We start from the raw sequence: 17,115 nt of genomic DNA, 5'->3' as shown, positions 1-17,115 counted from the left end.
TCTTCAGGACATCCGCGGCCGGCTCGCTTACTAAGATTATGGCTGTCATTTCCCTCTCGTCCGCGCAACTCGCGTTCGGTCACGTCGCACTGCTCGACCACGCCGACTTTTCCCTCGAAACCGGCGAGCGCGTCGGCCTGATCGGCCGCAACGGCACCGGCAAGTCCTCGCTGCTGAAAACCATCGCCGGGCGCTTCAAGCTCGACGATGGCCTGCTGGTCATGCAGCAGGGTATCAAGATTGCCTATGTCGAGCAGGAGCCGACCTTCGATCCCGAGTCGACAGTGTTCGACGCGGTCGCCGCCGGCATGGGCGAGCTGCAAGGCATGCTGGCCGAATACGAAGCCTTGACCGGCCAGTTCGGCCAGGGCGACGATGATGCCCTGATGGAACGCATGCACGTGATCCAGGTCAAGCTCGACGCTACCGATGGCTGGAACCTCGGCAACAAGGTCGACACGACCCTTGACCGCCTGGGCCTGGCAGCCGAAGCGCAGATGAAAACGCTGTCGGGCGGCATGCAAAAGCGCGTGGCGCTGGCCGTGGCGCTGGTGTCGGCGCCGGACGTGCTTCTGCTCGACGAGCCGACCAACCACCTCGACTTCAGGTCGATCATGTGGCTGGAGGGCTTGCTGCGCGACTACCGCGGCTCGGTCCTGTTCATTACCCACGACCGCAGCTTCCTCGACAATGTCGCCACCCGCATCATCGAACTCGACCGCGGCAAGCTGCTGTCCTTCCCGGGCAATTTCACGACTTACCAGGAGCGCAAGCGCGAGCTGCTCGCCAACGAGGAAGTCGAGAACGCGAAGTTCGACAAATTCCTGGCGCAGGAAGAAATCTGGATCCGCAAAGGCGTGCAGGCGCGTCGTACCCGCGACGAAGGCCGGGTGCGCCGCCTGGAAGCCTTGCGCGACCAGCGCGTGGCGCGCCGCGACCAGCAGGGCCAGATCAAGCTCGACGTCGGCATGGGCGAGCGTTCCGGCAAGATCGTCGCCGAGCTGGAAAACATCTCCAAATCGTATGGCGAGAAAGTCATCGTCAGCAACTTCACGGGCACCATCCTGCGCGGCGACAAGGTCGGCCTGATCGGTTCGAACGGCGCCGGCAAGACCACGCTGCTGAAGATGATCCTGGGCGAAGAGAAGGCCGACAGCGGCACCACGCGCCTCGGCACCAAACTGAACGTGGCCTATTTCGACCAGATGCGCACCCAGCTCAACGAGGAAGCCAGCCTGGCCGACACGATCGCGCCGGGCAGCGACTGGGTCGAGGTCAACGGCCAGCGCAAGCACGTAATGACTTACCTGAACGACTTCCTGTTCGCGCCGGAACGCGCCCGTTCGCCGGTGAAATCGCTCTCCGGTGGCGAGCGCAACCGCCTGCTGCTGGCACGCCTGTTCGCCAAGCCGGCCAACTGCCTGGTGCTCGACGAGCCGACCAACGACCTCGACATCGACACCCTGGAACTGCTGGAAGAGCTGCTCGAGGAATACACCGGCACGGTCTTCCTCGTCAGCCACGACCGCACCTTCCTCGACAACGTCGTGACCCAGGTGATCGTGGCCGAAGGCGAGGGCCTGTGGCGCGAATACGTGGGCGGCTACAGCGACTGGGAGCGCGTGCGCGCGGCCGCGCCGCAGCCGACCGCCGCTGCATCGAAGCCGCCGCCGGCAAAAGGCGCTGACGCTGCGCCCGCAGCCGAGAGCCCTGCAAAAAAAGTAAAACTGAGCTACAAGGAACAGCGCGAACTCGACGAACTGCCGAAGCAGATCGCCTTGCTCGAGGACGAACAGTCGGCTATCACGGCGCAACTCAATGCTCCTGACTTTTATAAGACCAGCCCGGCCGACGCGCGCCGCATCAACGCGCGTTTTGCCGAGATCGACGGCTTGCTGCTCGAGGCCCTGGATCGCTGGGAACGGATCGAAGCGCGCTCGCGCGGCGAAGCCTAAAGCCTTGCAGTAGTACCCCTGCGCCACGGCGGCTTGCCCGTGGCGCAGTCATCACCAAGTCCACGTTAACACGCGCGGCCATCCACTATCCCGGATGCGTCAACTGCGATCATGGAACTCAGGCGTTCGCGCCGATGTCTCATCGAAACCCCTCGTGCTTTCGAAAGACAAACGCCATGTCGAGAATCCGGTTGCATCCGCTCGCCGTCCTGGTCGCCGCGGCCGCGTGCTTATCCACGTCTCTGCCCGCCCATGCCGTCCCCGGCACCGCCTTCGACCTGTATGGCCGCATCGGTTGGGCGCGCGACGACAACCTGCTGCGCATCGCCGACGACGCACCGGCCTTCGACAACCAGCGTTCCGATTCCTGGACCACCGTCGAATTCGGCGGAGTGCTCGACAAGACCTGGAAGCGCCAGCGCCTGGTTGGCGTGGCCAAGGTGTCGAAGGTCAATTTCGACCACTTCCGGCAACTCGATTACGACGGCAGGGATTTCCAGGGAACCTGGTACTGGCAGCTCGGTAATGCCTTCTCCGGAGAGCTGGGCGCCACCTACGAGCAAACGCTCGCGCCGTACACCGATTTCCGCAGCGACGAGCGCAACCTGCGCGAGCAGCGCCGCCGTTTTTTCAAGAGCGCCTGGAAGCTCCACCCGCGTTGGGAGGCGCATGCGGCGCTCGCGCGCACGCGCTTCGATTACGAACTGGCCGTGCAGTCGTACAACGACCGCAGCGAGGACGTGCTGGAACTCGAAGCGCGCTACCTGGCCCCGAGCGGCAGCAGCTTCGGCCTGGTCCTGCGGCGCATCGAAGGCGATTATCCGAACCGGCGTCCGTTCGCACAGACCTTGCTGACCGACGACTTCACCCAGGACGAGCTGAAGGCGCGCGTCGACTGGAAAGCGGGCGGGGCGCTCACGGTGCAGGCGCTCGCCGGTTACGCGCGGCGGCGCCAGCCGTCTTTCGGCAGCGGCCGCACGAGCGGGGTCAACGGTCGCATCACCGCGCTCCATGAAGCGAACGGCAAACTGGCTTACCGCGCCTCGGTCTGGCGCGATTTCGCTCCGCTCGAAAGTACGGTGCTCAGCTACACGCTCAACAAGGGCGCCAGCGTGGGCGCGACCTGGAAGGCGGGCGCCAAGCTCAAGGTCGACGCCGACGCCATTATCGAGCAGCGCAACTACAACCCGCGCAGCAGCCTGAACGTCCCGGCCGACCTGGACGACAGGTTGCGCTCGGCCAGCGTGAAGGCCAGCTGGGCGGTCAGACAGCGGATCACGCTGTCGGCCGCCTTCATCCACCAGGCCCGCAGCGGTTCGCCCGTCCTCGGGATCGGCGACTTCAAGGCCAACACCTTCGCGATCAACGCCAGCGCCCAGTTCTGACGCTCTTGAAGATGATCAACGACATCCCGATCATCTCGTTCTTCCAGCGCGTGCTTGATCCCTTGATCATCATGGGGGCCCTGTACGTGTCCTCGCTGGCCTTCGAAGAGCCGTTTTCGGGCTATTCGCTGGTCCTCATGATCCTGGCCTTCTTCATTTCGTCGGCGGTCTACCAGCACATCGATCCCTACCGCACCTGGCGCAGCGGGCGCATGGTGGCCTACGCGCGCGACATCGTCTTCGGCTGGTGCGTGACGATCGGCGTGCTGTATTTCCTCGGTTCGGCGAGCGGCCTCAAATACTATTACGACGAGCGCGTCCTGCTGGCCTGGATCATCGCCACGCCGGCTACCTTGCTGGCCAGTCATATCATCGTGCGGCGCGCCGCCGGCGGGCCCGACCGTACGCGCGAGGTACGCTCGGTGGTCGTCGTCGGCGCCAATGAGGTTGGCGTCAAGTTCGCCAACGTTTGTGACCGCCACCCGAACCTGTTCATGCAGATGCACGGCTTCTTCGACGATCGCGCCGGCACCCGCCATGCCCCCGGCCTGCACCATCCGATGCTGGGCAAGATGTCGGAACTGAGCCAATACGTGCGCAGCCACAACATCAAGCTGATCTTCATCAGCCAGCCGATTTCCGCCCAGCCGCGCATCCGCCACCTGATCGACGAGTTGCAGGACACCACGGCTTCGGTGTATTTCCTGCCTGACGTATATGTCTTCGACCTGATGCAGGCGCGCTTCGACACCGTCGGCGGCATGCCGGTCATCGCGATTTGCGAAACCCCTTTCATGGGGCTCAACAGCATGATCAAGCGTGCCAGCGACATCGTGCTCGGCAGCCTGATCCTGGTGGCGCTGGCGCCCCTGATGCTGGCCGTCGCCGCCGCCGTGAAATGGTCGTCGCCGGGCCCGGTCATTTTCCGCCAGCGCCGCTATGGCCTGTATGGAGAGGAAATCATGGTCTATAAATTCCGCTCGATGCGGGTGGTCGACGACGGCGGCAACATCGTGCAGGCCAGCCGGGAAGACCCGCGGGTGACGCCGGTCGGCCGCTTCCTGCGCCGCACGTCCATCGACGAACTACCCCAGTTCGTCAACGTACTGCAGGGAAGCATGAGTATCGTCGGCCCGCGTCCGCACGCGGTGGCGCACAACGAGCAATACCGGAAACTGATCAAGGGCTACATGTTGCGCCACAAGGTCAAGCCCGGCATCACGGGCTGGGCCCAGGTCAATGGCTTGCGCGGCGAAACCGCCACCCTCGACAAGATGGAGGCGCGCATTCAGTTCGACCTGGACTACTTGCGCAACTGGTCGGTGTGGCTGGACCTGTGGATCATTTTAAAGACAATCCGCGTCATTTTGACGCGTGAGAACGCCTTTTGAAACGAAGCGCTTAAGTCCCACTTAAACCGCGCTCGCGCAGCGTGCCAAAGGCAGGGGGATCGCCCAGCATGGTTCTGGCCCGGCCTCTTTAGTTCCCCGAAAACCATCGATGCCAGTCAAGCGGGACGCAGTGCACGACAGGTACGCTGGCAGCGGCGTTGTTGATGCTGGCTTAGCGATTTTTCGACAAGGCAGCAGTTCGCATGGTTTTCACGTCGCAATCGATGGGAGTAAACCTTGAATAATCCTGAGCCCCGTATCTATGTTGCCGGCCATCGTGGCCTCGTCGGTTCCGCCATCGTGCGCGCGCTGCGCGCCCGCGGCCACACGAACATCGTCACCCGCACCCATCAGGAGCTCGAGCTCACCGACCAGGACGCGGTACGTGCTTTTTTCCGGGCCGAACGGATCGACCACGTCTATCTCGCGGCAGCCCGCGTCGGCGGCATCCATGCCAACAACACCTATCCCGCCGAATTTATCTACGATAACCTGATGGTGCAGGCCAACGTCGTGCACGAGGCATGGCGTGCCGGAGCAGGCCGCCTCCTGTTTCTCGGCTCTTCCTGCATTTATCCGCGCCTGGCGCAGCAGCCCATCCGCGAGGAATACCTGATGGACGGCGCACTCGAGCCGACCAACGAGCCCTATGCGGTGGCAAAAATCGCCGGCATCAAGCTGTGCGAGAGCTACAACCGGCAGTACAGAACCGACTTTCGCAGCGTCATGCCAACCAACCTGTACGGGCCTGGCGACAACTACCATCCCCAGAACAGCCATGTGATCCCCGCCCTGGTGCGGCGCTTCCACGAAGCGAAAGCCGAGGGCGCGCGCGACGTCGTGATCTGGGGCAGCGGCAAACCGATGCGCGAATTCCTGTACGTCGACGACATGGCCGCGGCCAGCGTCCACGTGATGGGCCTGGCGCCCGAGGCCTATGCCGCCGTCACCGATCCGATGCATTCCCACATCAATGTCGGCAGCGGCAGCGAGGTCAGCATCCACGACCTCGCGCACCTCGTGGGCGAGGTCGTCGGTTACGAGGGGCGCATCGTGTTCGATTCCACCAAGCCCGACGGCACGCCGCGCAAGCTGCTCGACGTCTCGAAGCTGCGCGCCCTCGGCTGGAACGCCAGCACCTCCCTGCGCGAGGGACTGGAGCGGGCCTATGCCGCTTTTCTCGCGCTGCAACTGGCGGAGGCGACGGTATGAAGACCCCATGGTGGACGCCGCTGTTTCTCGCTGCAGCCCTGCTGGCCGGATGCGGCGACAAGGCCAAGCCTGCCAAACCCGGGCAGGCGCTGGTGAACGTCAACGGCGAGGAAATCACGGTCTTGCAGCTCAATGAAGAAATGCAGCGCGCCGGGGTTCCCGCAGAACGGCAGGAACAGGCACGCAAGCAGTTGCTGCAGGCGCTGATCGACCGTCAACTGCTCGAGCACGCCGCCCTGCAGGAAAATCTCGACCGCGACCCGAAGGTAATCGGGGCGATCGAGCGCGCGCGTTCCCTCATCGTGGCCCAGGTCTACATGCAAAAACGGCTGGCCAATGTGGCCCGCCCCGGGCCGGCCGAGGTCGAAGCCTATTACAAGGCCCACCCGGAATTCTTCGACAAGCGCAAGCAGTTCACCCTCGACCAGCTGGTCTTCGCGGCAAGCGACCTGACACCCGAGCTGCGCGCCGTGGCCAATGGCGCCCGTTCACTCGAGGAGGTCGCGGCCTGGCTCGATGCGCAGGGAGTCAAATTCGGACGCGCGCAGGTCACGCGCAGTACCGCCGACCTCAATCCAACGCTGTCGAAAAAATTGCTGGCGATGTCGAAGGGCCAGCTGTTCAGCGTCAAGGAAGGCGAGCGCGCCATGCTGCTGTCGCTTGCCGCAGTGCGCGAGGCGCCGGTGCCACTGAGCGTCGCGGCGCCCCAGATAAGCCAGTACCTCGCCAGCACGAAGCACAAGGAGCTCGCCGCCGCCGAGCTCGAGCGGCTGCGCAAGCTGGCCAGGATCGAATACCTGAACACCGAGCTGGCCCAGGGCGCCAGGGCCGCGCCGGCCAGCATGACGGCCCCGCGCGAACCGGCTGCCAAGGCAGGCGGGCCGCCGCGCGCGCCTGCCGTCCCGGCCGGCGCCAAGACGGCGGCGCCCGACACTGCCGCATTCGAGCGCGGTGTCTCCGGCCTGAAGTAGGCACCAGGAAGCAGCGGCAAAGGCGGGCACCGAAGCAGGCAGACAAGCGACTCACCAACGGGAGCGATCATGAAAACACTTGGACACTGGATTGCCGCGGCCGTTCTGGCCCTGGGAGCGGGCCTCGCCTGCGCTGCCGAAGTGCTGCTCGGACCGGGCGATGTGGTGCGCCTGTCGGTGTACGGCAGCCCGGACCTCTCGGTCGAGACCCGCGTCAGCGAAAGCGGGACGATTACCTTTCCCCTGCTGGGCCAGGTCGCGGTCGGCGGCATGCCGGTGGCGGCCGCCGAAAGGAAAATCGGCGGCTTGCTCGAGAAGGGCGGATACCTCAAGAAGGCCGAGGTCAACATGCTCGTCACGACCCTGGCGAGCCAGCAGGTGTCGGTCCTGGGACAGGTGAACCGGCCCGGGCGCTATCCGGTCGAAGGACGGCGCAAGGTGCTCGACCTGCTGGCCATGGCCGGCGGGGTAGGCCCCGAAGGCAGCGACCTCATTACCCTGGTGCGCACGCGCGACGGCAAGACCGCACGTGAAACCATCGATGTGGTCGACATGGTCCGTAAGGGCGAACTCGACAAGGACGTCGAAGTCGCCGGCGGCGACATCATCTATGTCGAACGGGCGCCGCGTGCCTATGTCACCGGCGAAGTGCAGCGGCCGGGGGCCTTCCGCATCGAGCGCGGCATGACGGTCCAGCAGGCGATCTCGGCCGGCGGCGGGCTGACCCCGCGCGGCAGTGACAACGGCATGCGCATCACCCGCCGCAACGCCGATGGACGCGCCGTCACGCTCGAGGCCAGGGCAAGCGACCCGGTGCTGGTCGACGACGTGATTACCGTGCGCGAGAGCTGGTTCTGACCGCCTCGCCAGGAGCTGCCATGAACATTCGCCAATTCCTGATGCTGCTGCGTGCCCGCCGGCGGCCGATCCTGGCCACCCTGTTCGCCACCGTGCTGCTCGCCCTTGGCTGGAGCCTGGTGCAAGGCAAGTCCTACACGGCCACCGCCTCGGTGCTGCTGAACTACAAAGGTGTCGACCCCCTCACCGGACTGACCATGCCGGGCCAGTTGTTGCCGGGCTATATGGCTACCCAGATCGACATCATCACCAGCAAGAACGTGGCGCTGCGCGTGGTGGACCGCCTGCGCCTGGCCACCAATCCCGTGGTGATCGAACAGTTCAACGAGGCGACCGACGGCAAGGGAACGGTGCGCGACTGGCTGGCCCAGCTGCTCCTGCGCAAGCTCGACATCAAGCCGGCGCGCGAGTCCAGCGTCGTCGAGGTCAGCTTCGAGGGCGCCGATCCCGCGTTCGCGGCGGCGGTCGCGAATGCCTTCGCCGAGGAATACCAGAACGCCAGTGTGCAGCTCAAGACCGAACCGATGAAAAAGGCCGCGTCCTACTTCAACGAGCAGACCAGGCAGCTGCGCGACAAGGTCGAAACCGCGCAGGCGCGGCTGTCGAAATACCAGCAGGAGAAAGGCATCGTCAGCCTCGACAACACCCGCCTCGACGTCGAGCTGGCGCGCCTGAACGACCTGTCGACCCAGCTGGTGGCGGCGCAGGCTGCCGCCCTGGAGGCGACCTCGCGCGAGCGCCTGGCCGGCGGTCGCGCGGCCGTGCATTCGCCCGACGTGGCGGACAATCCGCTGATCCAGAACCTGCGCGTGGCGCTCGCTGCAGGCGAGGCCAGGATGGCGGAGGGCGCCGCCCGCTACGGCCGCAACCATCCGCAGTACCAGGCTGCGCTGGCCGAGGTCGACAGGATGCGCGCCGATCTCAATGCCGCGCTCGGCACGGTGTCGAGGAGCGTCGGCAGCAACGCCCAGGTGCTGCGCCAGCGCGAGAGCGAGCTGCGTGCGGCGCTGGCAGCGCAAAAGACCCGCATCCTCGAACTGAATCGTTCACGCGACGAGCTCGGCGTGCTGCTGAAAGACCTCGACAGCGCGCAACGCGCCTTCGACGCTGCCAGCGGGCGTTTTTCCCAGACCCGCATCGAGGCCCAGTCCGAACAGTCCGACATCGCCGTACTCAACCCGGCCGTCGTGCCGAGCGAACCGTCCGGGCCGCGTGTGCTGCTCAACACACTGGTGGCGATCCTGCTCGGCACCGTGCTCGGCCTCGGGCTGGCCTTGCTGCTCGAGTTGCTGCACCGCCCAGTGCGCTCGGCGGGCGACCTGCAGGAGCTGCTTGGCATCCCGGTGCTCGGCACCATCGAATGGGCGGCGCCGCGCCCGGGGGGCGGCCTGCGCGCCCTGATCGGGCCGCGGCGCCCCTTACGCCTGAATTAAAGGGAACTGGCCATGAACTCACCGATCCTGTCACCGCTGGCGGCCGATGTGGCCGATGTCGTCGATACGCGCATGGGCACGCTCCTGGTCGAGTCCGGCAAACTCACCGCCGAGAACGCCGAACGCGTGCTGCGCATGCACCGCGAGCTCGGCATTCGCTATGGCGAGGCCGCCATGCGCCTGGGGCTGGCCAGCGAAGACGACATCCGGCAAATGCTGGCGCGCCAGTTCGGCTATCCCTATGTGCAGACGGGCGAGGCCAGCCTTTCGCCACGCCTGGTGGCCGCATATGCACCGTTTTCGCCGCAGGTCGAGGCCTTGCGCGCGATTCGCAGCCAGCTGATGCTGCGCTGGTTCGCACGGGGCCGGCGCTCGCTCGCCATCGCCGGGGCCGATCCCAACGACGGCGCCGCGCCCTTCGCGGCCAACCTGGCGGTGGTGTTTTCCCAGCTTGGCGAGCAGACTTTGCTGGTGGACGCGGACCTGCGCGGCGGGCGCCAGCAAGAATTGTTCGGCCTCAAGCCCGGACCGGGCTTGTCGGACCTGCTGGCCGGCCGCGCCGGCCTCGACGTCATCGCGCGCGTGCCCGGCTTCGGCGACCTGTCGGTGCTGCCGGCCGGGACCCTGCCGCCGAATCCCCAGGAGTTGCTCAGCCGCGAGGCCTTCCGCAGCCTGCACACGCTGCTCGAGAGCCGCTACGACGTCGTCCTCTACGACCTGGCACCCTTCGGCGGCGGCGCCGATGCGCTGGCGGCAGGCGGGCGCGTGGGCGGCGTGCTGCTCGTCGCGCGCAAGGACCATACCTGCGTGCATGATGCCGGGCGAATGGCCGTGCAGCTGGTCGAGGCCGGCGCCGAGGTCGTCGGCGCCGTCGTGATGGAGTTTTGAATGGCGAGCCAGGCACGCACGCGCAACCCGGCAGGTGGCGTCTCCGGCGCCGCCCGGCCGCTTGCGCCCGCATCGGTCGCCGGCGCGGAAACGGCTGTCGGCGCCGCTGTCCGCCCGGCTGACTCGCCAATTGGCGCTTCCGCAGAGGGCGGGGCTGAGGGCAGGGCTGCCCGCTCGGCCGCGCGCGGGGCCAGGGCAACGCTCGACCGGACGCGCGCCTCGATCCAGGACGCCTGTTCCGAATGGTGGCCGGTCTGGCTCGGGCTGGCGCTGCTGTTCCTGCCCAGCTTTGCCGACCTGTTCACCGGCGCCTGGATCGGCGAGGAGCAGGGGCACGGGCCGATGATTCTTGCGCTTGCCCTGTGGCTCATTTACCGCAAGTGGCCGGAGTTGGCGGCGCTGCCGCGCAGCACGTCCGCCGCCGGCTGGGTGGTCCTGGCAGTGGGCCTCATGCTGCACCTGCTGGGGCGCACGCAGCACGTCCTGATGTTCGAGATCGGCGCCATCCTCGCCGTGCTGGCCGCGGTCGTCCTGGTCAAGCGCGGCGCGAAGGCGCTGCGGGTATTGTGGTTTCCGTTTTTCTTCATGCTGTTCATGGTTCCGCTGCCGAGCGAGCTGGTGGCCGCCGTGACCATGCCCATGAAAATGGCCGTGTCCTGGGCCACCGAGCACATACTGTTCGCAGCCGGCTACCCGATCGGGCGCTCCGGCGTCGTGCTGCAGATTGGCCAGTACCAGCTGCTCGTGGCGGACGCCTGCGCCGGCCTGCAAACGCTGCTCACCCTGGAAGCGCTCGGCCTGTTCTACCTGAACCTGATGCGCCATCCGTCGGCGTTTCGCAATGTCGGGCTGGCGCTGTTAATCATTCCGATTTCGTTTTGCGCCAACGTCATCCGCGTGATCGTGCTGACGCTGGTAACGTATTACTGGGGCGACGCCGCCGGCCAGGGCTTCCTGCACGGATTTGCCGGCATGGTGTTGTTCCTGACGGCGCTTGCGCTGATCCTGGCCGTCGACTCGAGCCTGCAATGGGCGGCGCGCCGGCCGAAGCGGGAGGGCGCATGAACCGCCGCCTCGGCGCCAGCCTGGTGCTCGGCCTGGCGATGGCCGCCACCTCGGCCATGACGGTGGCCCTGACGCCGTCGCCGAAAGCGATGGCGGCGCAGGCCGCGTTCAGCCTGGATGACATGATCCCGGCGCGCTTCGGCTCCTGGCGCATCGATCCTTCCATCGTGCCGCTGACGCCCAATCCGGAGCAGCAGGGCGCGCTCGAGAGAATCTACGACCAGACCCTGTCGCGCACCTATGTCGACCAGGGCGGCAAACGCGTCATGCTGTCGATTGCCTATGGGGGCGACCAGAGCCGGGCATTGCAATTGCACCTGCCCGAGGTCTGCTACGTGGCACAGGGCTTCCAGGTGGCGGGCGAGGGCGCGGGCCAGCTCATCACGCGCTTCGGCGCGCTGCCGGTCCAGCGCCTCGTGGCCAGCCAGGGCGAGCGCAACGAGCCGATCACCTACTGGATCACGATCGGCGACCGCGCCACCCGCTCCGGCATTGAGCAAAAACTACGCCGGCTCGCCTACGGACTGTCGGGCCAGATCCCGGACGGGATGCTGGTGCGTATTTCGAACATCACGCGCGATGCACCGGGCGCCTGGCGCCTGCACGACCGCTTCGCCGCCGAGCTGCTCGATTCCCTCGGCGCCCCGGGCCGCCAGCGCCTCATCGGCAGCACACCTGCGGTTCCCGTCTCGCCCGCAGGCCCGGATGCATCCCCCGGCCCGGGCGTGGTCCGCGGCCGCGCCACCGATGGCGCACAGCCATGACCGACACCCTGCTCGGCTATTTTTTCACGTCGCTGCCCTTCCTGGCGGCGGTGCTGCTGGCGCTGTTGGCCGTCGTCGGCGTCGGCTTCGGGCTCGTGTGGCCGCGCCTGCTCGTCTATCCCTACCTGTGCGTCTTTTTCTGGATGAATTCGACGAGTTACGGCAGCCTGTCCGTGTTCGCCACGCCCGGCGTGTACAGCCGCGGCTCGGGGCTGCTGTTTTTCCCGGTGGTGCTCTGGTATGTGCTGGGGGCCTGGTGCTGCGCGCGCGTGGCGGCCGGCTTCCGCGGCAGTCGCCCGCCGGAGTGCAACTTGCGCCCCTGGTTCTGGGGCTGGGCCGTGCTCCTGGCCGCGCACGCCGGCGCTGCCGTGGTGGCCGGCGTGCCCCTCAAGGACGCGCTGGCGCCGTCGGGGTTTTCCAACATCATCTGGATGGGGCCGCTCGTGTCCCTGATGCTCCTGTGCTTTCGTACCCACGATGAGGCAGTCGAGCTGGCGCGCTTCATCATGCTGGCCGGACTGGCGCGCGCCGTATTCGGCCTGGGCCGCTGGGCGGCCTTCGGGGGCGACCCGAACAATGTGTACGCGAACATGAATTCGATCGGCATCCGCCTCACGTTTTTCGACATCAACGACAGCCTGCTGTGCATGATGGCGGCCGCCATCGCCGCCGTCGCCTTGTTCGGCGAGCGCCAGGATGGCCAGCGCGGCTGGCGTTTTCCAGCCTGGCTCACGCTGGTGGCGAGCACGGCCTGCATCGTGCTGTCCTACCGGCGCAGCGCCTGGATCGGCTTCGTGTTCGGCTGCGGCGTCGTACTCTGGCGCTTTCCGCTGCGGCGGCGCCTGCAACTGACGCTTGCGGCGCTGCCGCTGGCCGGCGCCGCGCTTGCCTTTGCGGCGCTGCGCCGGCTGGGTCAGGATCGGGTCGGCCTGGGTGGGCTCTTGTACGACATGCAGTCGCGCCGCTTCGGTCCCGAAAGCGAGCGGGTGCTCGAACTCAAACTCGCTCTGGCCGATATTCTGGCGCGGCCGTTCACGGGCATCGGTTCCTGGGGCCGCTACACGGGCTACCAGCACATCTCCTGGCAGGCCAATCCGGACGGCGGGCTGTTCCTGCACAGCGGCGTCCTGCACGTGGTGCTGAAAAGCGGCTTGCCCGGCCTGGTGCTGTTCGTGGGCACGATCTGCGCCTTTGTCCTGGTAGCCCGGCGCGCGCTGCGCAGTCTGCCGCCGGATCTGCTGGGACTGGCGACGGCCGGCGTGGCGGCACTGGCCTTCATGGTGCCCGATGTGTTGATCGGCACGCCGTTTCCGCAAGTGCGGACGACGCAAATGCTGGCGCTTGCGCTGGCCCTGCCGTATGTGGCACTCGCTGCGAGCGGCGTGCCGGCCGTACAGCGGGGCGCCGTCCGGTTGCGGCTGCGTCCGGAAGCGGCGCCGGCGTGACCGGGCCGGCCGATGCGCATGCGCGGCCCCGGATTTGCCCACGAATCTGCTCACGAATCTGCCCATGAATCTGCGCCTGTTCCACAACGCATGGTCGAACCTGCTCGGCGCAGCGGTGCCGGCGCTGGTGGCGCTGGCCACCGTGCCGCTGGTTGTCGGCGGCCTGGGCGAGGCAGGCTATGGCGTGTACTCGCTGGTGACGGCCATCGTCGGCTATTTTGCCGTGATCGACATCAACGTGACCGCAGGCTCGGTCAAATTCATCTCCGCCCAGCATGCGCGCGGCGAGCACGAGCGGGTGGCCGAGACGCTGTGCTTCGGCCTGGCCATCTACGCCGGGATCGGCGCCCTCGGCGCGCTTGGCCTGCTTGCCTGCGCCGAGCTGTTCGTCACGCGCGTGTTCGCGGTGCCGGCCGGGCTGGTGCCCGAGGCAATCGCCTGCCTGCGCCTGGGCGCGCTGGGTTTTTTCCTGGGCCAACTGCAAAGCTATTTGCACAGCGTGCCGCAGGCGCTGATGCGTTTCGACGTCTCAGGCCGCCTCGAAATGGTCTTCGGTACGCTGCTGCCCTTGCTGACAGTGGTGCTGCTGCTGCTGGGCGGCGGCCTGTTCGAGGTGATCCTGCTGCGCGTCGTGGCCAGCGCCGCGCATTGCCTGCTGCTGTGGCGCGGGATAGCGGGGCTGCTTCCGGGCCTGGGCTGGCGCTGGCCCGGCCTGGACCTGCGCGGCGGCATCCTCGGCTTTTCAGGCTGGTCCTTCCTGTCGCGCTTTGCGACGCTGTCGTATGCGCACGGCGACAAGCTGATCATCGGCGCGCTGGTCGGCGTAACGGGCCTGGCCTGGTTCACGGTGGCCGCGACCCTGGCCAACCGGGTGCTGGGCCTGACCTTCCGCTTGTCCGCCGTATTTTTCCCGGCTGCCAGTGCGTTTGCCGCCGGCGGCGAACTGGCGCGGCTGGAACGCGCCTACCTGAAGGCGACCCGCTACGTGGTCTACCTGAATGCGGCGATGCTGGTGCTGCTGGCCGTGTTCGCCCATTCGCTGCTGACTTGGTGGATGGGCGCCGGCTTCGCGCGCGGCGGCGCGACCGTGCTGGCGCTGATGGCGCTGTCCAACTTCGTCGATTCGCTCACCAGCCTGCCGTCGCTGGTGAACGACGGCATGGGACACCCGCGCCTGTCGGGGCTGTTCGCGATCGGGCGTGCCGTGGCCGGCCTGGCCATCGTGTATGCGGGGGTGGCGCGCTGGGGCATCGATGGCGCCGCCTGGGGCCACCTGGCCGCGTCCCTCGTCTTTACCTCGAGCTTCCTCGTCGTTGTGCACGGGCGCACGGTGCCGACGCGGCTGGCCCGGCTGTGCGCACACGGCTACCTGCCCGGCTTCGCCGCTGCGGCGCTTGCCGCGCTGGTGGCGGCGGGGCTGGATGCCTGTTGCGGGCAGGATGGGCCTGGCTTCGTCCTGGCCCTTGCCGCAAGCGCGGGTCTGCTCGCCGTGCTGGGCATGGCGTTCGTGGTCGAAGGCGACGACCGACGCTGGGCCTGGGCCCGGCTCACGGCCCGGATCCGGGCACGTTTCAGGCCGCAGGCAGGAGTGCAGCCGCGGCCGCCGGGAGGGAACTAGCGTGCGCATCCTGCTGGTATCCGAAGACTTGCCGGGCGAGCAAGTGGGTGGCCTGGGCAAGCATGTGGTCACGCTCGGGAATGGCTTGCTGGCCCAGGGGCATGCCGTGTCCATCCTGGGCCGCAAGGATTGCGCGGGCAGCGCGGCGCAAATCGGGTTTCTTGGGCGGCTTCAGCCCGGCTTCGATCTGGCCCACCCTGGCTGGAAGGAAAAACAGCTGGGCGTCTTCAATCCATTCAAGCGTCCGTTCTTTGCGCGCAAGATAGCGGCAGCCATCAACCGCCATGCGCACGGGGCCGACGTCGTGCACTACCATGGCCATCTGCCGCTGGTCGCCTTGTTTGTCGACCCGGCCATCAATTTCGTCCAGACCCGCCACGACCAGGGCAGCGAATGCCTGACCCACCTGCGCTTTCGGGACGGCGAGGTGTGCGCGACGCGCGCCGCGCGCGACTGCTCGGCCTGCATCCATGCCGATCCCGGCGCCCTGCGCAAATCGGTCACCGCGCTGGCCGTCGACGGTTATCGCCGGGCTAGCGCGCGCGCTTTCGCCACCCGCAAGACGGTGTTCGTGTCCGACTTCCTGCGCCGCCAGTTCCTGCGCGCCGCACCCGGCGCCGATCTGTCGCGCTGCCGGGTGATCCCGAATTTCGTCGATTATCCGCGCCTCGCCGCGGTGGCGGCGAATGCAGCCAAGACCGCCGATAGCGCCGCTGCGTCCGCTGCGGCCGATGCCGCCGGCGACATCGTCCTCGTCGGCCGGGTCGACGCCGGCAAGGGCTTCGGCGAGTTCCTGGCCGCCTGGGCGGCGGCGGGCGCGCTGGCGCCGGCCGCGCGCATCGTCGTGGTCGGGGACGGTCCCCAGCGCGCGGCGCTCGAGGCTCGCCATGGCGGAGCGGCAGTGCGTTTCCTCGGCTGGCAGGATTATGAAAGCATGCTCGCCGTGGCGGCGCGCAGCCGCCTGTGCGTCGTGCCTTCGGTGTGCGAGGAGGCCTGCAGCACGACGGTGCTCGAAGCCCTGGCGCTGGACAAGCCCTGCATTGCGCTGGCGCGCGGCGGCACGCCGGAACTGGCGCGCTACCAGCAGTACCCGGGCCAGTTGCTGCTGGCCGAGACCATGCCGGCGCTGGTCGAGTGCGTGTGCGCGCGGCTGGCCGCGCCCCCGGCTCTCCGCCAGCCAGGTCCGCCCACTGGTTTCGGGGCCGACGCCGCCCTCATCCTTCCCCGCCTGGTGGCCCTGTATGCCGAATGAATCTCGCATCTCGCCGCGCTTTTCGATCGTCACCTGCACCTGGAACAGCGCCGCGACCCTGGGCGACACGCTCGATTCCTTGCGCAGCCAGACCTGGCGCGACTACGAGCACGTCTTCGTCGACGGCGGATCAAGCGACGCCACGCTCGACATGATCGCCGCCTGTCCCGGCGACAAGCGCGTGCTGCATGGTATCCAGGGCGGCATCAGCCGCGCCATGAACGCCGGCATCGCGGCCGCGCGTGGCGCCATCGTCGCCCACCTGCATGCGGACGATTATTACGCCGCGCCCGACGTGCTGGCGCAGGTGGCGCGCCGTTTCGACGAGAGCGGCGCCGCCTGGGTCGTCGGCAAGATCCAGGTATTGCGCGACGGTTGCCTGGCGCCGCCTTTTCCAATGCCTGCCTTCAGCTACCGTGCTTACGCCGCAGGGCAGGCCAGCATCGCGCATCCCGCCGTCTTCGTGCGGCGCGAATGGTTCGCCCGCGTCGGCGCTTTCGACACCACGCTGCGCTACGCCATGGATATCGATCTCTGGCTGCGCCTGGCAGCGGTGGCGCCGCCGGCGCTGCTCGACCGGACGCTGACGGTATTCCGCGAGCATCCCGGCAGTGTGTCTTCGGCCAACAAGATGGCGGCACGGCGTGAAGAGTTCGCCGTGCGGCGGCGGCATGCGCGCCGCGCGCCGCTGGCCTTTGCCGTGTACTGCCTGCGCTACTGCAAACGCATGGCGGCACTGCGCGCAGCGCGCGACACGTAACGACGCCGCGCTGCAATGTTTGTGGCCTCGCGGCAGCTTGAGTTTGTGAACAAAACACAGCTGTTACAAGAGTGAAAATGCTGGTTCGACAAGCTTGGCGCGGGGCCGTTGGATTTCT

Annotated in this window: 14 protein-coding genes; all 14 read left to right on the top strand. The window is 67.2% G+C overall.

Annotation, left to right across the window (positions count from 1 at the left end):
* The first annotated feature begins 38 nt into the window (after positions 1-38).
* The gene (locus AC56KZ_RS04640) at positions 39-1,955 is read left to right on the top strand and encodes an ATP-binding cassette domain-containing protein (protein WP_497160948.1); all 1,917 of its coding nucleotides are present in this window, start codon (positions 39-41) and stop codon (positions 1,953-1,955) included.
* Positions 1,956-2,131: 176 nt separating this feature from the next.
* Positions 2,132-3,340, top strand: coding sequence for an XrtB/PEP-CTERM-associated polysaccharide biosynthesis outer membrane protein EpsL (gene epsL, locus AC56KZ_RS04635; protein WP_497160947.1), 1,209 nt, complete (start codon positions 2,132-2,134; stop codon positions 3,338-3,340).
* An 11-nt stretch (positions 3,341-3,351) separates the two neighbouring features.
* The gene (locus AC56KZ_RS04630; protein WP_497160946.1) at positions 3,352-4,731 is read left to right on the top strand and encodes an undecaprenyl-phosphate glucose phosphotransferase; all 1,380 of its coding nucleotides are present in this window, start codon (positions 3,352-3,354) and stop codon (positions 4,729-4,731) included.
* A gap of 237 nt (positions 4,732-4,968) precedes the next feature.
* The gene (fcl, locus tag AC56KZ_RS04625; protein WP_497160945.1) at positions 4,969-5,943 is read left to right on the top strand and encodes a GDP-L-fucose synthase; all 975 of its coding nucleotides are present in this window, start codon (positions 4,969-4,971) and stop codon (positions 5,941-5,943) included.
* Entirely contained in the window at positions 5,940-6,914 is a 975-nt protein-coding gene (locus AC56KZ_RS04620; RefSeq protein WP_497160944.1) for an EpsD family peptidyl-prolyl cis-trans isomerase, read from the top strand. The genes fcl and AC56KZ_RS04620 overlap by 4 nt, the downstream gene beginning before the upstream one ends.
* A 69-nt stretch (positions 6,915-6,983) precedes the next feature.
* Positions 6,984-7,772 carry a polysaccharide export protein EpsE gene (epsE, locus tag AC56KZ_RS04615; RefSeq protein WP_497160943.1) on the top strand — a complete coding sequence of 263 codons (789 nt, stop codon included), beginning with the start codon at positions 6,984-6,986 and terminating at the stop codon, positions 7,770-7,772.
* 20 nt (positions 7,773-7,792) lie between these two features.
* Complete coding sequence (gene epsF / locus AC56KZ_RS04610) at positions 7,793-9,205, top strand: chain length determinant protein EpsF (protein WP_497160942.1); 1,413 nt, start codon at positions 7,793-7,795, stop codon at positions 9,203-9,205.
* A gap of 12 nt (positions 9,206-9,217) precedes the next feature.
* Positions 9,218-10,093, top strand: coding sequence for a chain length determinant protein tyrosine kinase EpsG (epsG, locus tag AC56KZ_RS04605; protein ID WP_497160941.1), 876 nt, complete (start codon positions 9,218-9,220; stop codon positions 10,091-10,093).
* Positions 10,094-11,158 (top strand): exosortase B, encoded by a 1,065-nt coding sequence (gene xrtB / locus AC56KZ_RS04600; protein WP_497160940.1) that lies wholly within the window; start codon positions 10,094-10,096, stop codon positions 11,156-11,158.
* Positions 11,155-11,922 (top strand): exosortase-associated protein EpsI, B-type, encoded by a 768-nt coding sequence (gene epsI, locus AC56KZ_RS04595; protein WP_497160939.1) that lies wholly within the window; start codon positions 11,155-11,157, stop codon positions 11,920-11,922. Before xrtB ends, epsI begins: the two co-directional genes overlap by 4 nt.
* Positions 11,919-13,367 (top strand): O-antigen ligase family protein, encoded by a 1,449-nt coding sequence (locus AC56KZ_RS04590; RefSeq protein ID WP_497160938.1) that lies wholly within the window; start codon positions 11,919-11,921, stop codon positions 13,365-13,367. Before epsI ends, AC56KZ_RS04590 begins: the two co-directional genes overlap by 4 nt.
* Before the next feature lie 64 nt (positions 13,368-13,431).
* On the top strand, positions 13,432-14,985 hold the full coding sequence (locus AC56KZ_RS04585; protein WP_497160937.1) for a lipopolysaccharide biosynthesis protein: 1,554 nt from the start codon (positions 13,432-13,434) through the stop codon (positions 14,983-14,985).
* A 1-nt stretch (position 14,986) separates the two neighbouring features.
* Positions 14,987-16,237 (top strand): glycosyltransferase family 4 protein, encoded by a 1,251-nt coding sequence (locus tag AC56KZ_RS04580; RefSeq protein ID WP_497160936.1) that lies wholly within the window; start codon positions 14,987-14,989, stop codon positions 16,235-16,237.
* Positions 16,227-16,997, top strand: a complete 771-nt coding sequence (locus AC56KZ_RS04575) for a glycosyltransferase (RefSeq protein WP_497160935.1) — start codon at positions 16,227-16,229, stop codon at positions 16,995-16,997. The genes AC56KZ_RS04580 and AC56KZ_RS04575 overlap by 11 nt, the downstream gene beginning before the upstream one ends.
* The last annotated feature ends 118 nt before the right edge of the window (positions 16,998-17,115 follow it).

It is taken from the genome of Telluria sp. LT2P34, assembly GCF_059685915.1.
The sequence above is the reverse complement of the archived record's forward strand: the minus strand, read 5'-3'. Positions and strand labels throughout refer to the sequence as shown.

Bases quoted from the DNA above. Each gene is read 5' to 3' on its own strand.
- epsL (WP_497160947.1), top strand. From the start codon at position 2,132: ATGTCGAGAATCCGGTTGCATCCGCTCGCCGTCCTGGTCGCCGCGGCC.
- AC56KZ_RS04590 (WP_497160938.1), top strand. From the start codon at position 11,919: ATGACCGACACCCTGCTCGGCTATTTTTTCACGTCGCTGCCCTTCCTG.
- epsE (WP_497160943.1), top strand. From the start codon at position 6,984: ATGAAAACACTTGGACACTGGATTGCCGCGGCCGTTCTGGCCCTGGGA.
- epsI (WP_497160939.1), top strand. From the start codon at position 11,155: ATGAACCGCCGCCTCGGCGCCAGCCTGGTGCTCGGCCTGGCGATGGCC.
- AC56KZ_RS04585 (WP_497160937.1), top strand. From the start codon at position 13,432: ATGAATCTGCGCCTGTTCCACAACGCATGGTCGAACCTGCTCGGCGCA.
- AC56KZ_RS04575 (WP_497160935.1), top strand. From the start codon at position 16,227: ATGCCGAATGAATCTCGCATCTCGCCGCGCTTTTCGATCGTCACCTGC.
- epsG (WP_497160941.1), top strand. From the start codon at position 9,218: ATGAACTCACCGATCCTGTCACCGCTGGCGGCCGATGTGGCCGATGTC.
- AC56KZ_RS04640 (WP_497160948.1), top strand. From the start codon at position 39: ATGGCTGTCATTTCCCTCTCGTCCGCGCAACTCGCGTTCGGTCACGTC.
- AC56KZ_RS04620 (WP_497160944.1), top strand. From the start codon at position 5,940: ATGAAGACCCCATGGTGGACGCCGCTGTTTCTCGCTGCAGCCCTGCTG.
- AC56KZ_RS04630 (WP_497160946.1), top strand. From the start codon at position 3,352: ATGATCAACGACATCCCGATCATCTCGTTCTTCCAGCGCGTGCTTGAT.
- epsF (WP_497160942.1), top strand. From the start codon at position 7,793: ATGAACATTCGCCAATTCCTGATGCTGCTGCGTGCCCGCCGGCGGCCG.
- xrtB (WP_497160940.1), top strand. From the start codon at position 10,094: ATGGCGAGCCAGGCACGCACGCGCAACCCGGCAGGTGGCGTCTCCGGC.